Annotated in this window: 10 protein-coding genes and 1 pseudogene; 8 read left to right on the plus strand and 3 right to left on the minus strand. The window is 66.3% G+C overall.

What is annotated here, in order from left to right; translation table 11 throughout:
- The first annotated feature begins 66 nt into the window (after positions 1–66).
- The 8 genes and pseudogenes from BSTEL_RS09100 (at position 67) to BSTEL_RS09130 (ending at position 9,201) form a co-directional block, all read left to right on the plus strand.
- Positions 67–747: an iron transporter gene (locus BSTEL_RS09100; RefSeq protein ID WP_084686236.1), complete on the plus strand. Its 681-nt coding sequence runs from the start codon at positions 67–69 to the stop codon at positions 745–747.
- Between the two features lie 355 nt (positions 748–1,102).
- Positions 1,103–2,380, plus strand: coding sequence for a DUF2318 domain-containing protein (locus tag BSTEL_RS09105; protein ID WP_034529825.1), 1,278 nt, complete (start codon positions 1,103–1,105; stop codon positions 2,378–2,380).
- A 139-nt stretch (positions 2,381–2,519) separates the two neighbouring features.
- A complete protein-coding gene (locus tag BSTEL_RS09110) occupies positions 2,520–3,857 on the plus strand; it encodes an ABC transporter permease (protein ID WP_034529828.1) in 1,338 nt (445 codons plus the stop codon).
- 126 nt (positions 3,858–3,983) lie between these two features.
- Positions 3,984–4,580 (plus strand): annotated as a pseudogene (locus BSTEL_RS13060) (hypothetical protein); the annotation flags it as partial.
- A 351-nt stretch (positions 4,581–4,931) separates the two neighbouring features.
- On the plus strand, positions 4,932–5,321 hold the full coding sequence (locus BSTEL_RS13065; protein WP_420796409.1) for an ABC transporter permease: 390 nt from the start codon (positions 4,932–4,934) through the stop codon (positions 5,319–5,321).
- Between the two features lie 154 nt (positions 5,322–5,475).
- A complete protein-coding gene (locus BSTEL_RS09120) occupies positions 5,476–6,273 on the plus strand; it encodes an ABC transporter ATP-binding protein (protein ID WP_034529854.1) in 798 nt (265 codons plus the stop codon).
- Positions 6,274–6,618: 345 nt separating this feature from the next.
- Positions 6,619–7,191, plus strand: coding sequence for an FMN-binding protein (locus BSTEL_RS09125; RefSeq protein ID WP_034529857.1), 573 nt, complete (start codon positions 6,619–6,621; stop codon positions 7,189–7,191).
- Positions 7,192–7,254: 63 nt separating this feature from the next.
- On the plus strand, positions 7,255–9,201 hold the full coding sequence (locus BSTEL_RS09130; RefSeq protein ID WP_034529859.1) for a DUF6020 family protein: 1,947 nt from the start codon (positions 7,255–7,257) through the stop codon (positions 9,199–9,201).
- Here the strand turns inward: BSTEL_RS09130 and BSTEL_RS09135 are convergent.
- The 3 genes from BSTEL_RS09135 to BSTEL_RS09145 all read right to left on the minus strand — a co-directional run.
- Complete coding sequence (locus BSTEL_RS09135) at positions 9,191–11,335, minus strand: YhgE/Pip domain-containing protein (protein WP_051923035.1); 2,145 nt, start codon at positions 11,333–11,335, stop codon at positions 9,191–9,193. The two genes, BSTEL_RS09130 and BSTEL_RS09135, sit on opposite strands and share 11 nt — an antisense overlap.
- Positions 11,336–11,499: 164 nt before the next feature.
- Entirely contained in the window at positions 11,500–14,127 is a 2,628-nt protein-coding gene (locus BSTEL_RS09140) for a YhgE/Pip domain-containing protein (protein ID WP_034529861.1), read from the minus strand.
- 369 nt (positions 14,128–14,496) lie between these two features.
- The coding region (locus tag BSTEL_RS09145) for a hypothetical protein (RefSeq protein ID WP_051923034.1) at positions 14,497–15,057 on the minus strand (561 nt) is incomplete at its 5' end.

Below are 15,057 nucleotides of genomic sequence, written 5' to 3' on the forward strand. Positions count from 1 at the left end.
CAACCAACAAGCTGTGAAGTCCCTTTCGTGAGGTCCCCTTCACTCCCACAAGAAAAGGATAGAGAAATGATGAAGAACAAGAAGATCGCCGCCCTGCTCGGCGTGCTGCTCGCCGGCTCCATGGCGTTCTCGTTGGCCGCCTGCGGCTCCTCCAGCGACACCTCCTCCGCCAAGTCGGACTCCTCCTCGCAGTCCTCCGACACCAAGTCCGACTCCTCCTCCGACGCCGGCACCGGCTTCGAAGAGGTCCCGGTCGGCCCGTCCGGCACCGCCGAAGAGCAGGATCAGGAAGTCGGCCCGCTGACCGTCGGCGCCGTCTACTTCCAGCCGATCGACATGGAGCCGTCCTCCATGGGCCTCAAGGCCGCGGACGCCTCCTTCCACCTCGAGGCCGACATCCACGCCAACAAGAAGGGCACCGAGCTCGGCTACGGCAAGGGCGACTTCATCCCTGACCTGACCGTCAACTACACGATCATCGACAAGTCCACCGGCAAGGAAGTCGAGGGCGGCACCGCCACCTCCGGCACCTTCATGCAGATGAACGCCTCCGACGGCCCGCACTACGGCGCCAACGTCAAGCTCGACAAGGCCGGCACCTACCAGCTGAAGCTCTCGATCGAGTCCCCGGCCAAGAAGGGCTGGATGCTCCACGTCGACCCGGAGACCGGCGTCAAGGGCCACTTCTGGACCGAGCCGCTCGAAGTCACCTTCGACAACTGGGAGTACACTCCGCGTCAGTGGTGATTTCCGTAGGAAATCACCACGGCGGAGTGGCCGAGCCGTGAAGCAAACAGCCGTTCGCGTAAGCGAACGTCCGTTATTCGCCGGTGATGCCTCCCTCTGACGAGGGAGGTGGCATCGCGAAGCGATGACGGAGGGAGAGAAGAAGAGCGGCGCAAGCCGCGGAGAACACGGTATCGGCCGAAGGCCGATTCCCTCTCATCACGGCTGCCGCCGCGGTCTCTCCCCCAGTCGGCTTCGCCGACAGCCCCCTCGTCAGAGGGGGCTTCAGTCCGTTTTGCGGTAATCTCTCCCTCAGTCCGCCTATGGCGGTCAGCTCCCTCATCGCAGGGAGTCGCATACAATCGAAAGGGCGCGAATGCTGGAACAATTCGTTGCGGTGATGCCGGGGACTCTGGCACCCGCGTTGCTGGTCATGTGCCTGAGCGTGACGCTCACGGTCGGCGAAGGCAAGGACAAACCATTCAGCGCCCACTGGCGTCTCTACGGCCTGCTGCTCGGCACGGTCGCGGCCATCGTGTTCGCCGCCCTCAGGGCCACCGCCGTCATCAACCAGCGCACCTTCGTCAACCAGCCGGTGCTCACCGTGGCCGTCATCGTCGACGTGCTCGCCATCGTGGCCGTCATCGCCGGGCACTGGATCACCACGGACTGGCGCAGGCACGCGCCGCTCATGCACGCGGCCAACGCGGTCGGCGCCCTCGCCATCGCGCTCACCGTCTTCTACGCGCTGCCCGACGTGATCCTCCAGCTCACGATCTGGGTGGAGCCGGGCGAGACCGCGTTCACGTCCGCGATGCTGCTGCGCGCGCTCGGCTTCGTGCTCGGCGTCGTCATGTCCGTCATCGTCGCGGCGATCTTCCGCACGATGCGCAACACCGCCGTGCGGCCCGCGTTCACCGCGGCCGCCGCGGCGATGATGGCGATCCTGTTCGTCCAGCACGCGACCGGACTGCTGCAGATCATCCAGGCGCACTCGCTGCTCTTCCCGCATTTCCTGTTCCAGCCGCTCGTCTGGTCCATCAACCACGACACGCAGATGATCATCGCGCAAGGCGTCGTGTTCGCCGTCCCCGCCGTCGCGTCGATCGTCGCCGGCTTCCGCACGCCGACGAAACCGCGCGACGGCGAGAACGAGGCCGACGTGCGACGGCACAAGGCGTTCCGCCGTCGTGCCGTCGCCGCGGCCGTGTGGAGTCTCGTCGCCGCGATCGGCGTGACCGTGACGCTCACCGCGGGCGTCGCCGCGACCACGCGCACGATCACGCTCTCGCCGCCGGAAGCGTATTCGCTCAAGGACGGCGTGGCGACGATCCCGTTCAGCCAGGTCGAGGACGGGCATCTGCACCGCTTCGAATACAAGGCGAAGGACGGCACGTCGATGCGGTTCATCATCATCAAGAAGAACGGCGGCGCGTACGGCATCGGCCTCGACGCGTGCGAGAACTGCGGCGACGCCGGCTACTACGAGAAGGACGGCAAGATCATCTGCAAGAAGTGCGAGGTCGCGATCAACCTGGCGACCATCGGATTCAAGGGCGGATGCAACCCGATCCCGTTCCCGTACAAGACCGGCAACGGCAAGATCACGATCCACACCGCCGACCTGGACGCCCTGAGCGCCCACTTCCAGTGAGGAGGATCGCCATGGGGAACATCGTTTTCGGCCCCCTCTGGAGGGGGCTGTCGGCAAAGCCGACTGAGGGAGGTCGTCGGGCAACCACCCACCGTCATGCCGCGCATGACACCTCCCGCCGGCGGGAGGTGAGGTAGTCATGTTCTTTCTGCGAATGATCGCGCGGTCGTTCACGCGCCAGTTGCGGCGACGGCTGCTCATCGCCCTCACCGTGTGCCTGTCGGCCACGGTGAGCGTGGCGATGCTCGGCGTCGTGTTCGACGTGGGCGACAAGCTCAACGCCGAACTGTCGACGTACGGCTCGAACATCACCGTGCAGCCGAAGTCGGACGCCGTCGTCTCCGACCTGTACAACACGGATGGCGCGTCGGGCGGGTCGTCGGGGTCGGGCGTCACCGATCCGACGTCGTTCCTCAAGGAGTCGGACGCGGCGAAGATCAAGACGATCTTCTGGGCGTTCAACATCACGAACTTCGCGCCGCAGCTCAATGTGCACGCCGAGGTTTCGGGCGCGAACGGCGGTGGGCAGTCGGTCAACGCGCCGATCGTCGGCACGTGGTTCAACAAGACGCTGAAGCTCGAATCCGGCGAGACCACCGTCGTGGGCGTCGAAGGCATGCGCTCGTGGTGGACGCTCGACGGCACGTGGCCGAAGGACGATTCCGACCAGGGCGTGATCGGCGCGACGCTCGCGCAGCAGCTCGGCGTCAAGCGCGGCGACACGGTCACGCTCACCAAGAAGACCGCGTCCGGGCAGACGCACACGCAGAAGATCCGCCTGACCGGCGTCTACGATTCCGGCGACGACGAGAACGGTTCGCTGTACATCGCCTCGTCCACCGCGCAGGTGCTCGCCGACCTGCCCGACTCAATCGACAAGATCGAGGTGAAGGCGCTCACCACGCCGGAGAACGATCTGGCTCGCAAGGCCGCGAAGAACCCGGCCGCGCTGAGCCAGGACGAGTGGGAGACCTGGTACTGCACCGCCTACCCGAGCTCGATCGCCTACCAGATCGAAGAGGTGATTCCGGGGGCGGTCGCCAAGCAGGTGCGTCAGGTCGCCGCGTTGCAGGGCAACGTCCTGCAGAAGACTCAGGCCGTGATGATCCTGATGACGGTGCTCTCGCTGATCGCCGCCGCGGTGGCCGTCGCGAACCTGATGGTCGCGTCGATCGGCGAGCGTTCCAGCGAACTCGCGTTGCTCAAGGCGATCGGCGCGACCGACGGCGCGGTTTCCCGCCTGATGATGGCGGAGACGGCGACCGTCTCGCTGCTCGGCGCGGTGGTCGGCGCAGGACTCGGTTCGGGCGTCGCGCAGATCATCGGACAGGTGGTGTTCGGTTCCGGCATCACGATGCGTCCGATGGTGTTCGTGCTCGTGTTCGTGCTGCTCGCGCTCACGGTCGCGGTGGCCAGCGCCTCGTCGATTCGCTCGATTCTGAGCCTCAAGCCCGCGGAGGTGCTCCATGGCCGCTGAGTTCGCGATGACGCTACGGAATTGCGCTTCGCGCGATGAGATGTGCCCGCTCCCGCTGGCGGGAGCTGTCCCGCGCAGCGGGACTGAGGGTGGTCGTGCTTGCTTGGAAGAAGAAGGAGGGTTGCGATGACGAATACCGGCATGTTCTTCCGGATGCTGTTCAGCGCCGTGTTCCGCCGCCGTTCGCGCGCGGTCATGGCGGTCATCGCGTCGCTGGTCGGCGCGGCCACGCTGTTCTGCCTGGCGATGATCTGCATCGCCGTGCCGCAGCAGATGAACCAGGAGATGCGCGCGTACGGCGCGAACCTCATCGTCACGCCCACCGGAGACGCCGGTTCGGGCGCGGGCGCGGAGTCCGACGCGTCGTCGTCCGGTGATGCCGGTTCGTCGTCCGGAACGTCCGGCACCGGCTCGTCCGACGCGAAATCCACCGGCATCGACGCGGCGATGGTGAAGCACACCACCGAGATGGTCGCGGCGAAAGGCTCGCAGAAGCACGCGACCTACCGTTACGAGAACGTGCGCGTCAACGCCGCGCCGTACGTGATGGCCGGCGTGGACGCCGCCCAGGTGCGCAACCTCAACCATCATTGGGTGGTGGACGGCTCCTGGCCGACCGCCGGCAAGGTGCTCGTCGGCCGTGATGTCGCCGACGCGATGGGTCTCAAGGTCGGCGGTTCGATCACCATCGGCTACCGCGCCTCCGACAACGCCTCTTCCTCTTCGGCCTCCACCGCCGAATCCCCCGAATCCGACGCCGCTTCCCAATCCGCGCAATCGTCGCAGCAGATGCGCGACGGCCGCGTCAACAGCGACATCATGGACACCACCGGAACCGAGTTCCGCGTGGCCGGCATCGTCGACACCGGCGGCAGCGAGGACTCCATCATCTACGCGACCAACGCCGACGTCGACAAGCTCACCGGCGTGAAGCGCGGCGTGGACGTCATCGAATACTCGTCCGGCGCGAGCGACCTGAATGCGCTCGTCACCAGCATCAACGACATGACGTCGATGCACGTGAAGGCGCAGCAGGTCACGAAGATCACCGCGTCGGACACGCGCATCATCACGATGCTGCAGACCCTCTTCTGGATCGTCTCGCTCGTCGTGCTCGTGCTCACGCTCGTCGGCGTCGGCACGACCATCAGCTCGATCGTCTCGCAGCGGCGTAACGAGATCGGCCTGCGCAAGGCGCTCGGCGCGAGCTCCGCCGCGATCGGCGTGGAGTTCTACGTCGAATCCGCGATGTACGGCCTGATCGGCGGCCTCGTCGGCACGGCGATCGGCTACGGGCTCGCCAGTTGGCTGTGCGTCGCCGTGTTCGAACGCGCGATCGCGTTCAACTGGGCGCTCGGCGTCGCGTCCGTGGTGCTCGCCGCGCTCGTCGCCGTCGTCGCCTCCATCCCGCCCGTCCACCGCGCCACCCGCATCGACCCCGCCATCGTGTTGCGCGAGGAGTAATCCCACCGCGCGCCGCGACGGCGACCACCCCCAGTCGGCTCCGCCGACAGTCCCCGCCAGCGGGGGCCGATTGATCCGCAACGACGACTTTCGCCGTACCACCTGTGACAGCCCCCGCCAGCGGGGGCCGATTCCTTGGGAAAGGAAAACCACCATGTTGCTTGAACTCGACCACATCTCGAAGATCTACGGCGACCTGCATGCCGTGGACGACCTCAACCTCACCGTGCCGGAAGGCGAATGGCTGGCAATCGTCGGCTCGTCCGGCTCCGGCAAGACCACGCTGATGAACATGATCGGTTGCATGGACTCCCCGTCGAAGGGTTCCGTGAAGCTCGAAGGCCGCAAGCTCGAGGATCTCAACGCCTCGCAGCTCGCCGACGTGCGCAAGAACATGATCGGTCTCGTGTTCCAGAAGTTCTACCTCGTGCCGCATCTGACGGCCGTGGAGAACGTGATGGTCGCCCAGTACTACCATTCGGTCGTCGACGAGGACCAGGCCATGAAGGCGCTGGAGCGCGTCGGCCTCAAGGACCGCGCCCACCATCTGCCGAGCCAGCTGTCCGGCGGCGAGCAGCAGCGCGTGTGCATCGCGCGCGCCCTCATCAACGAGCCGAAGCTCATCCTCGCCGACGAGCCGACCGGCAACCTCGACGAGAAGAACGAGAAGATCGTGCTCGACCTGTTCCGCCAGCTGCACGAGCAGGGCACGACAATCATCGTCGTTACGCACGACGCACTCGTCGCCAGCTGCGCCCAGCGCGAGATCATGCTCAACCACGGTGTGCTCGTCGGCGAGAAGTGGAACGATGAGGCCGCGCGCAAGGCGTACGAGGCCGCCGGCGGACGTCCGGCCTCCACCGGCGCGCAGGTCGAGGGCGCGCAGACCGGCGAGACCGCCATCGGCTTCGCCGACCCCACCAAGGCCGCCAAAACCGGCGGCGAGGACTGAGCGGCGGACCTGCCGGAGGGCAAGCGGACGTGTAGTAGGTCGAAGGTCGTCCGTGACCGCGTAGGGTCAGGATTGCCGGCAAACCCAAAGCATTCTCTGCTCCCCCTTGCAGGGGGAGCTGGCTGCGAAGCGGACTGAGGGGGCTCAACAGTCCGCAACCCCATTTCTTAGGTACATCCGTCGTTTCTTAGGTACGTCCCCCGCGGCAATTGGCCCCGAAACGATGTCATCGCGGCCCCGGCCCGCGGGAACACCCACCTAAGAAACGTGCAATGTACCTAAGAAACGAAATCAGCCCGTGACATGGCGTGACATGGGCCCATCTCATGGTGTAGAAGAGTGAATATGAGTGATATGCACGAGCAGAAGAACGACGGCAAGCGGAAGGCCGTCAAGACGGTCGCGTTGACGGCCGCCACGTTGGTGTTGCTGGGTGGCGTGGCCGGCTGCGCCGAGTCGAAGGCCACGCCGATGGACGACCAGTACGCCGGCAATTCGGGCGAGACCGAGAAATCCCAGGAGGAGCAGTCGCAGTCCGGCTCCGATTCCTCGTCGGACGGCAACAGTGACTCCGGCTCGGGCGATTCCGGTTCGTCGTCCTCCGACGCGAAGGACACCGGCAACTACAAGGACGGCACGTATTCGATCAACGGCCAGTACGGTCCGGTGGGCGAGGATTCAATCGACGTCCACTTCACGATCAAGGATCAGAACGTTCAGACGGTCGAGGTGATCGGCCACCCGTTCACGTCGATCTCGAAGAAGCATCAGACCGATTTCGCGAACGCGATCAACGGCGTGGTGGATGGCAAGCCGCTCAAAGGTCTCAAGGTCGACAAGGTCGCCGGCGCCAGCTGGACGTCCGACGCGTTCAACAAGGCCCTCGACCTCTGCCGCCAGCAGGCCTCCATCCAGTAGCGTCCAGTAGCGTCCGATGGCACCAATCGCCACGGTGCCGCGAAGCCGCGTACACTGGGGGCCGTGTCTGAATGGGATACTTGGTCATCCGCCGCGCGCACTCGGTCCGGCATCGCCGCACGGACCGGTTCCGGTATCAGCCGTATCTGGCTCGCCGCCGCGCGTCTCTGGTTCGCCGACCGCCGGCCCTCGACCTTCACCGTCGCGTTGCGCAAGCGCTTTCTTCTCTACTTCGCCCTGATTGCCACATGCTGGCTGCCGTGGATCGCGCTCACGTGGCCCGGCGCCATGCGCGACGACACGATGGCCCAGTACCTTCAGGCGATGGGCCTGCACCACTACTACACGCAGCATCCGCTGTTCGACACCCTGATCTTCGGTCTCTTCTGGCGTTTCGGCGCCATGGTCTTCGGCTCCCCGCTCGCCGGCCAGGCCGCCTACACGATCGCGCAGGCGCTCGCCCTCGCCGCCGGCGGCGCGTTCATCCTCTGCTACATCCGCAAACTCGGCGCGCCCCTATGGCTCGTCACCCTCGGCCTCGTCTACGCGGCGACGAGTTATGTGGTCGTCGGCGCCACAACGACGATGGGCAAGGATTCGCTGCACACGGTCTTCTTCCTCCCGATGGCGGTGATCTTCACCGAAACGTGCCTTACGCGCGGCCGCGTGCTGCGCCGCATGCCGGTCGCCGTTGCGTTCACGCTGTTCACGTTCGCGTCCGTCGCGTCGAAGCGCACGGCCCTGCCCATCGTCGTCTGCGGCGGTATCGGATTGCTGTGCGTCTGCGCCGGGCGGAAATCCCGTGCCTCCGACCGTGCCCCCGCCGAATCCGTGGTACCGCGTCTTTCCGAATCCGTGGTACCCCGCCTCTCCGACCGCGCCCGGGCCGCGATCTGCCTAATCGTCGCCGTCCTCCTCGCGCAAGCCGTGTTCGCGCCGATCGCCGCCGCCGCGACCCACGCGAGCAAATCCCCCGGCCGCGAGGTGTGGGGCATCGTCACGCAGCCGGTCGCCCGCCTCGCCCACGACGACCCGTCCGCGATCACCCCCGCGCAGCGCCGCGCGTTGAACGGCATCATGGACCTCGACAAGGCCGCCGCGGCCATCAACCCGCATCGGACCGACGAGACGTTCCACACGCTCAAGGAGCCGCGCCGCGACGCCGACGGCACCGTCATCGCGCCCGGCCCGACCTCCGCGCAGAAGCTCGCGGCCGTGCGCGCGTGGGCGCGGCTCGGCCTCTCGCATCCGCTCGTCTACGCGCGCACGTACGCCGCCCAGACGCGCGGATGGTGGGATCCGAACGTCAATTTCGCCTACCCCACGGACTCCGACTACCTGCTGCGCGACGGGTATCTGCGGCAATGGTCCACATATCTGACCGCCGCCGAGGTGCGCCGCGCGGGCGGCGGCATCGGCGGCAACGAAACGTCCGCCAATCCCGCCACGTCCGGCGAGTCCGCGCGCATGACCGCCATCGCGCGAGACCTCGCGCCGCTCGCCGGCACATCGGACAGGCTGCAGTGGCAGCGCGACACGTTGCGCGCGGTCCGCGACTGGGCGCGCGGCGCGAACGCCGGCACGGTCGCGGCGGCCTCCGGCACCGCCGCCCGTCCCGGCAATCCGCTCACGTCGATGGCGCTCTACGTCACGTGGATTCCGTTGATGATCGCGCTCGCGCTGATCGCGGAGGCGGTGATGATGCGACATCGCCGCCGCGGGGATTCCGCCGATTCCCGTGATTCCCGCGATGATCGGGAATCACGCGCGGATTCCGATGCGTCCGAACCCATGATGGACGGTTCTGGGGTGGATGATTCCCGGGGCGGGGCCACCGCGTCCATCGGCCCGCGTCTCGCCGCATTCGGATTGCTGGTCTTCACCGTGATGTCGCTGTACGCCTCGCCCGAGGCGCTGTTCTGGTACCCGATTCCGGTGTTCACCGCCCTGCCGCTGTTCACGACCCTGCCGTTCCTTCGCGGAGACTCGGAGCTCGCCCCTACGCGATGACCTTGGTGCTTTCCACCTTGGCCACATACCACTGGTTGAACCGCACCAAGGGCTTCCTCAGCACGAGTCCGATGAGCAGCAGCGGCGGGATGACCAGCAGCAGCGCGCCCATCGCACGCCAGTAATCCATGTCGTAGATGCCGGCGATGGCGGCGCGGATCATCGTCACCGCGTGGGTGACGGGCAACGCCGGGCTGATCGCGCCCAGCCATCCGGGCAGCATCTGCAACGGGTAGGCGGCGTTCGAACCGGCGATCTGCATGATGAGCATGAGTACGCCGATCGCCTTGCCCACGTTGCCGAAGCTCACCACCATCGTGTAGGCGAAGAACGAGAACACCAGCGAGCTCACCCATCCGGTGAGCATGAACAGCAGCGGATGCACGGCCTGCACGTGGATGAACAGCAGCGCGCCGCCGAACGAGAACGTGCTCTGCAGCAGCGCGATCAGCGCGAAGATCCCGTAATGGCCGAGATACATCTGATGCGGGCGCGGGTCGCCGAGTTCGCGGCGCACACGATGCGAGACGGTCGTCTTCAACGTGACCGCCATGAGCAGTGCGCCCACCCACAACGGCAGCAGCAGGTAGAGCGGCGCGAGCGACGAACCGAAGCTCTCCACCGGGAACACGGCCTTGCGTTGCAGCGCGACCGGCGCGGCCAACGTGGCGGCCAGCGTGTCCGGATCGTTGCCGAGCACCTCCTTGACCATGCTCATGTCGCCGCTGTTCAGCGCGGCGGCGAGCTTCTCGTCGAACGCGCCGAGCCGCTTGCCGGCCTTCGCGAGCTTGCCGGACACGTCGGTGAGCGTCTGCTGCACCTCGGCGAGTCCGGTCTTCGCGTTCGCGGCGGTCGTGTCGAGGTCGCCGAGCGTGGTCTTGAGTTTCGCCGCGCCCGCGTCGAGCACCTGCGTCGCGTCGGTCACGGACGCGTTCAACTGGGCGAGCTGCGGTTTGACCTGCGTGTCGAAGTTCGATTTCACGCCGGCGATCGCGGACTGCGCCTGCGTGGCGAGATCCCTGACCTGCGCGTGCTGGTTCTGCACGTCCGTGTTCTTCGCGCGCACCGCGTCCGCGGCGTCGGTCAGACGCGTCTGCAGCGTCTGCTGCACGCCGATCGCCGTGTCCAACCGGTCGAGCATCGGCTGCAGCACGGATTGCAGATTCTCCGGCAGCTTGGCCTGCAGGTCGGCGATCGACTGGCGGATCGACTGGTATTCGGCGATCTGGTCGCCCACGTGCTTCGCCTGCGTGTCGAGCGCGGCGGCCGTGTCGGTGGCCTGCGTGCCCGCGTTCGCGTACAGCGTGTCCACCGCGTCGGCGACCGCGCCGTAGCTGTCGGCGCTGGATGCGACCGCGCCGGCGAGCGTGTCCGCCGCGGTGGTCATTGCGCCGGACAGGTCGGTCGCGCCTTGTTTCGCGGTGTCCAGTTGGGAGCCGGCGGCGGTCGCGGCGTTCGACGCGTTGGCGAGCAGCGCGCTCGAATCGTCGAGCAGCGCGCTCGCCGAGCCGGTAATCGTCGCGTAGCTGGACAGCATCGACGACGTGTCGTTGAGCGTGGTCGCGAAGTCGCCGATGTTCGCGCTGAACCGTGCGAGCGCGGTCTGCGCGCCCGGCTCGGAGAGGTCGTCGGCGAGCTGCGACGCGATGGAGAGCGCGGTGCTCGTCAGCGTCTTCGCGAACATCTGGTTGATCTGCGTGCTCACCTCGTTCGCGCCCTCGTTGGTGAGGTTCGGCGCGAGCGCGTTCTTCTTCTCGTTGTCGTAGTAGTCGATCTTCACGTTGTCGACGTCGGCGGAGAAGAACGTCATCATCTTCTTGCTGAAGTCCTTGGGGATGACGATGGCCGCATAGTATTTGCCGGATTTCGTGCCGTCGATCGCGTCGGCCTTCGTGGTGATCGTCCAGTCGAGCTGCGAGTTGGCGCGCAGCGTGTTGACGACGGTGTCGCCGATCGTCATCTTCACCGGAATCAGGTCGGACTTGTAGCCTTCGTCGACGCTCGCGACCGCGAACTTCAGGTTCTTGAGGTCGCCGAACGGGTTCCAGCTGGCGGCGATGTTGAACCAGGAGAACAATCCGGGGATCGACACGAGGCCGATCACGATGATGATGGAGACGACGTTGCTGAACATGCGGCGCACGTCGCCGACGAACAGCCGCCACGTCTTGTGCGTGACGCGCGGCGCCGCGGCGTGCGCGCCGGCCGCGGTGCCCACGGCCGCGGCACGGCGCGTACCCGCGTCACCGCCGATGGAATCGGCGATGGGCTCGATGCGTTCGGTCGTATCGTTCACGCTCATTGCGCGTGCCTCCCCTCGTGCGTCGGATTGAGCGGTTGCGCGAGTTTCTCCCGCACGCGTTCGCGCTTGCGCGCCTTCGCCTTCTCGCGGATGCGTTCGCGCTCGCGGATGTACGTGCGGATCGCCTCGTCGTCCAGGTTGCCGAGTTCCATCTGCCGGCGCAGGTTGTCGTTCATGAATTCGATGGTGAGCAGGAACGCGATGATGATGAGGATCCAGATGATCCACGCGAGCAGCGCCTCGAGCTTCGTGTTCGGCGTGAGCGAGAACGTGACGGCGAGGATGACCGGCACGACGATGCCGGCGACGAGCGCGCCCTGCTTGAGCCGCGGGTAGTGGACGGCGAAGCGGGCCGCCTGCCGTTCGATGCGCTCGCGGTAGCCTTCGTGGCTGGACAGCATGCGCACGGCCGTGGAGAGCCGGTATTCGGTGCCGGGCATGTGCACCGGTTCGCCGATGATCATGTCGCTTTCCTCGATCTCGCGCGCGAACAGGCGGTTCATGTTCGCCATGAGCGGGCGGACGAACAGGCCGATCGCGAGACCGACCAGGGCGAACAGCAGCAGGTGGCCGATCGCCGCGAACCATTGGCCGTCGTAGAATCCGCCGATCGTCTCGCGGAACGCGTCGATCGAATACGTGAACGGGAACATCGGGTACAGGTTGCGGAAGAAGGCCGGCATCATCTCGATCGGGTACAGGCCGGACGCGCCGGGGATCTGCAGGATGATGAGCGCCACGCACACGCCCTTGCCGACGTGCAGGAACGTGGTCGACAATGCGAAGATCAGCGAGGCGTAGACGAGCGACGTGATCACGCCGGTGAGCACGAACGCGAACGGGTTCACGCTCTGCACGCCGATGATGAGGTCGCCGACCGTGGTCGCGAGTCCCTGCGCGGCCGCGAACACGCAGAACAGCAGGAACCGGCCCAGATAGCCCTGCGTGATCGTCATGTTCTCGATGCCTTCGTCGTCGGTTTCGAGCTTCAGGATCACGGCGAGCGCGAACGCGCCCACCCACAGCGCCATGTTGGTGAACAGCGGCGCCATGCCGGAACCGTAGGAGGCGACCGGATAGAGGATCTTCTTGTTGATCATGGTGGGGGAGAGCATGAACTCGGCGATGCGTTTCGTGTCGAGTTTGCCGTCCGAGCCGAACAGGTCGCCGAGCATGCTGGACGTGTCGAGCGCGCGCAGGTCGGTGGCGACGGTGTCGAGTTTCGTCTCCATGCCGGCGAGCGCCTTGTCGGTGTCGCCGAGCGCGGTGACGGTGTCGGCGGCGGCGCGGTCGAGCTGGTCGAGCACGACGTTCGTCTGGCTGATGAGCGCGCCCTGGCTGGTGAGGCCGCCGGCGAGCGTGCCGGTCGTGCCGGCGAGCGTGTTGAGTCCGCTGTTGAGCTGCGGCAGGGCGCCGGTGGTGAGCGTCTTGCGCGCGTTGGTGGTCGTCGTGAGCGTCGACTGCGTGGCTGTGTTGAACGTCGTGGCGAGGCCGGAGACCGACGTGACGGTTTTCGTCGTGTCGTCGTTGAGGGTTTTCGCGTTCTTCAGCGTTTCCGCGGTGGCCGCGTTGCGTTGTTCGAGTTCGTCGACGACCTTCTTGAGCGCGGTCGTGTCGATGCCGTCGGGCGGGTTCGTGACGATGGTCTTGAGCTGGTCGATGATCTGCTTGTTGGTCTGGTTGACCTGCGTGAGCGTCGTGACCGCGTCGCCGACCGCGCCGTTCGCGACGGTGATGCCGCCGGCGATCTGGTTGACGCCGTCGGTGGCCTGCTGGGAGGCCTGCGACAGGAGCGACGTGCCGGTGTCGAGCGTGCCGGATGTGGTCGTGACGAACGTGTTGAGTGTCGTCTGCGTGGTGCCGATGAGCTGCGACGTGCTGTTGAGTCCGGTGGTCGCGTCGTTGGCGAGGCGTTGCACGTCGGTGAGCGCCTTGCGCGCCTGCTGGGTCTTGGCCGGCGTCTGTTTGAGCGTGGCGGTGAGGTCGTCGATCTTGCCGCGCGTGTCGACGACGTCGCGGCGCGCGTCGTCGAGGGATTTCAAGGTTTTCGTCTGGAGGGTTCCGGCGGTGGTGCCGGCCTTGTCGCTCGCCTTGTTGACGGCTTCGGAGAGGACTTTGCTGACGGTGGAGACGAACGTGCCGTTGACCTGCGTGTCGACGGTGCCGGCGCCTACGTCGGTGATCTTCGGGGCGACGGCGTTCGCCTTCTCGTTCACGTAGTATTCGAGTTGCGGGCGGTCGCCGCCGGTGACGACGCCGGCCATGCGGTCGCTGAAGTCCTTGGGGATGATGATGGCCGCGTACGCCTTGCCGGATTCGACGCGGTTCATCGCCTCGGATTGGTCGGTGAACGTCCATCCGAGCTGATGGTTCGCCTTGAGTTGCGTGACGATCTGGTCGCCGAGGTTCTGCTTGCCGATGAGCGCGCTGTTCGTGCCCTTGTCGTTGTTGGCGATGACCACCTGGATGCCCTGCGTGTTGCCGTACGGGTTCCAGAATCCCACGATGTTGAACCATGCGTACAGCGGGGGGATGAAAGTCAGTCCGGCGGCGATGACCCATGCGGCCGGCACTTTCAGCATGCGGATGAGGTCGCGTTTGATGATCGCGAGAACGTTGCCCATGCCTGTGTGTTCCTTCTACTTACTGCTGTCGTGCGAGACGATTTCAGTGTTCACCCTAGTAGAAGGTGATGAAGGAACCGCAACGATTGCCGTGTCGCTAGTCAATCTGTCTAATTTTGGGGTGGTCTTCTTCCTTGGCCCCCTCTGACGGGACATCGCCGTGAAGCAAACGCCAGAGGCGTTTGTAGGCGATGTGCGAGCCGATATAAGATCGGCCGCAGGCCGTCCGTACTTGCGGATGGTTGTCCGCAACGACGGCTTCTTCTTTGGCCCCCTCTGGAGGGGGCTCCCGGCGAAGCCGGGTGGGGGAGGCATAGCCGGAACACAACCGTCCGCGGTATCGCTCCCCCAGTTTCGCCGGCGGAACCGTCAGGAGGCGATGGAGCTGCCGGAGGCCGTGGAACTGGAGTCGGTGTCGGACGAGTTGTTGGACGAACCGGAGCCCTTCGAGCTGGACGAGCCCGAGCCGGACGAGTCGGAATCGCCGTCGGAGGAGCCGCCCTGACCCTTGGAGGAGCCGCCGTTGGAGTCGCCGCCGGGGCCCATGCCGCCGCTCGGCGGTTCGCCCATCTGGCCGCCCTGGCTGTTGCCGTCGGACGAGCCGCCGGGCATCTGGCCCATCTGGCTCGTGCCGTCGCCGCTGCGGCCGGAATCGGAGAACGCGTTGACGACCGCGCCGCCCGCCACACCGCCGAGCAGGCCGCACACCAGCGTCACGCCGGCGATGATCGCCACCGCCTTGCCGCCCAGCTTCGCGCCCTTCGGCTTGCCGCCGTCGGGCATGGCTGCGAAGCCGTTGGGAGCCGCGGGAGTGCCGGGGATGCCGGTACCGGGCGTTCCGGGCACTCCGGTACCGGAAGCGGCRCCGRYCGTGRCCGSCSSGCAGTCGAGCACGGTGAAGTTGAAGTTCGCGAACACGCGGTCGCCGAT

It is taken from the genome of Bifidobacterium stellenboschense (genome assembly GCF_000741785.1).
In the GTDB taxonomy this organism is placed as follows: Bacteria; Actinomycetota; Actinomycetes; order Actinomycetales; family Bifidobacteriaceae; genus Bifidobacterium; species Bifidobacterium stellenboschense.

Excerpts from the sequence above, each read along its gene's own strand:
- BSTEL_RS09100 (WP_084686236.1), top strand. The coding sequence starts at position 67 with ATGATGAAGAACAAGAAGATCGCCGCCCTGCTCGGCGTGCTGCTCGCC.
- BSTEL_RS09105 (WP_034529825.1), top strand. The coding sequence starts at position 1,103 with ATGCTGGAACAATTCGTTGCGGTGATGCCGGGGACTCTGGCACCCGCG.
- BSTEL_RS09110 (WP_034529828.1), top strand. The coding sequence starts at position 2,520 with ATGTTCTTTCTGCGAATGATCGCGCGGTCGTTCACGCGCCAGTTGCGG.
- BSTEL_RS13065 (WP_420796409.1), top strand. The coding sequence starts at position 4,932 with ATGCTGCAGACCCTCTTCTGGATCGTCTCGCTCGTCGTGCTCGTGCTC.
- BSTEL_RS09120 (WP_034529854.1), top strand. The coding sequence starts at position 5,476 with ATGTTGCTTGAACTCGACCACATCTCGAAGATCTACGGCGACCTGCAT.
- BSTEL_RS09125 (WP_034529857.1), top strand. The coding sequence starts at position 6,619 with ATGAGTGATATGCACGAGCAGAAGAACGACGGCAAGCGGAAGGCCGTC.
- BSTEL_RS09135 (WP_051923035.1), bottom strand. The coding sequence starts at position 11,335 with ATGTTCAGCAACGTCGTCTCCATCATCATCGTGATCGGCCTCGTGTCG.
- BSTEL_RS09140 (WP_034529861.1), bottom strand. The coding sequence starts at position 14,127 with ATGGGCAACGTTCTCGCGATCATCAAACGCGACCTCATCCGCATGCTG.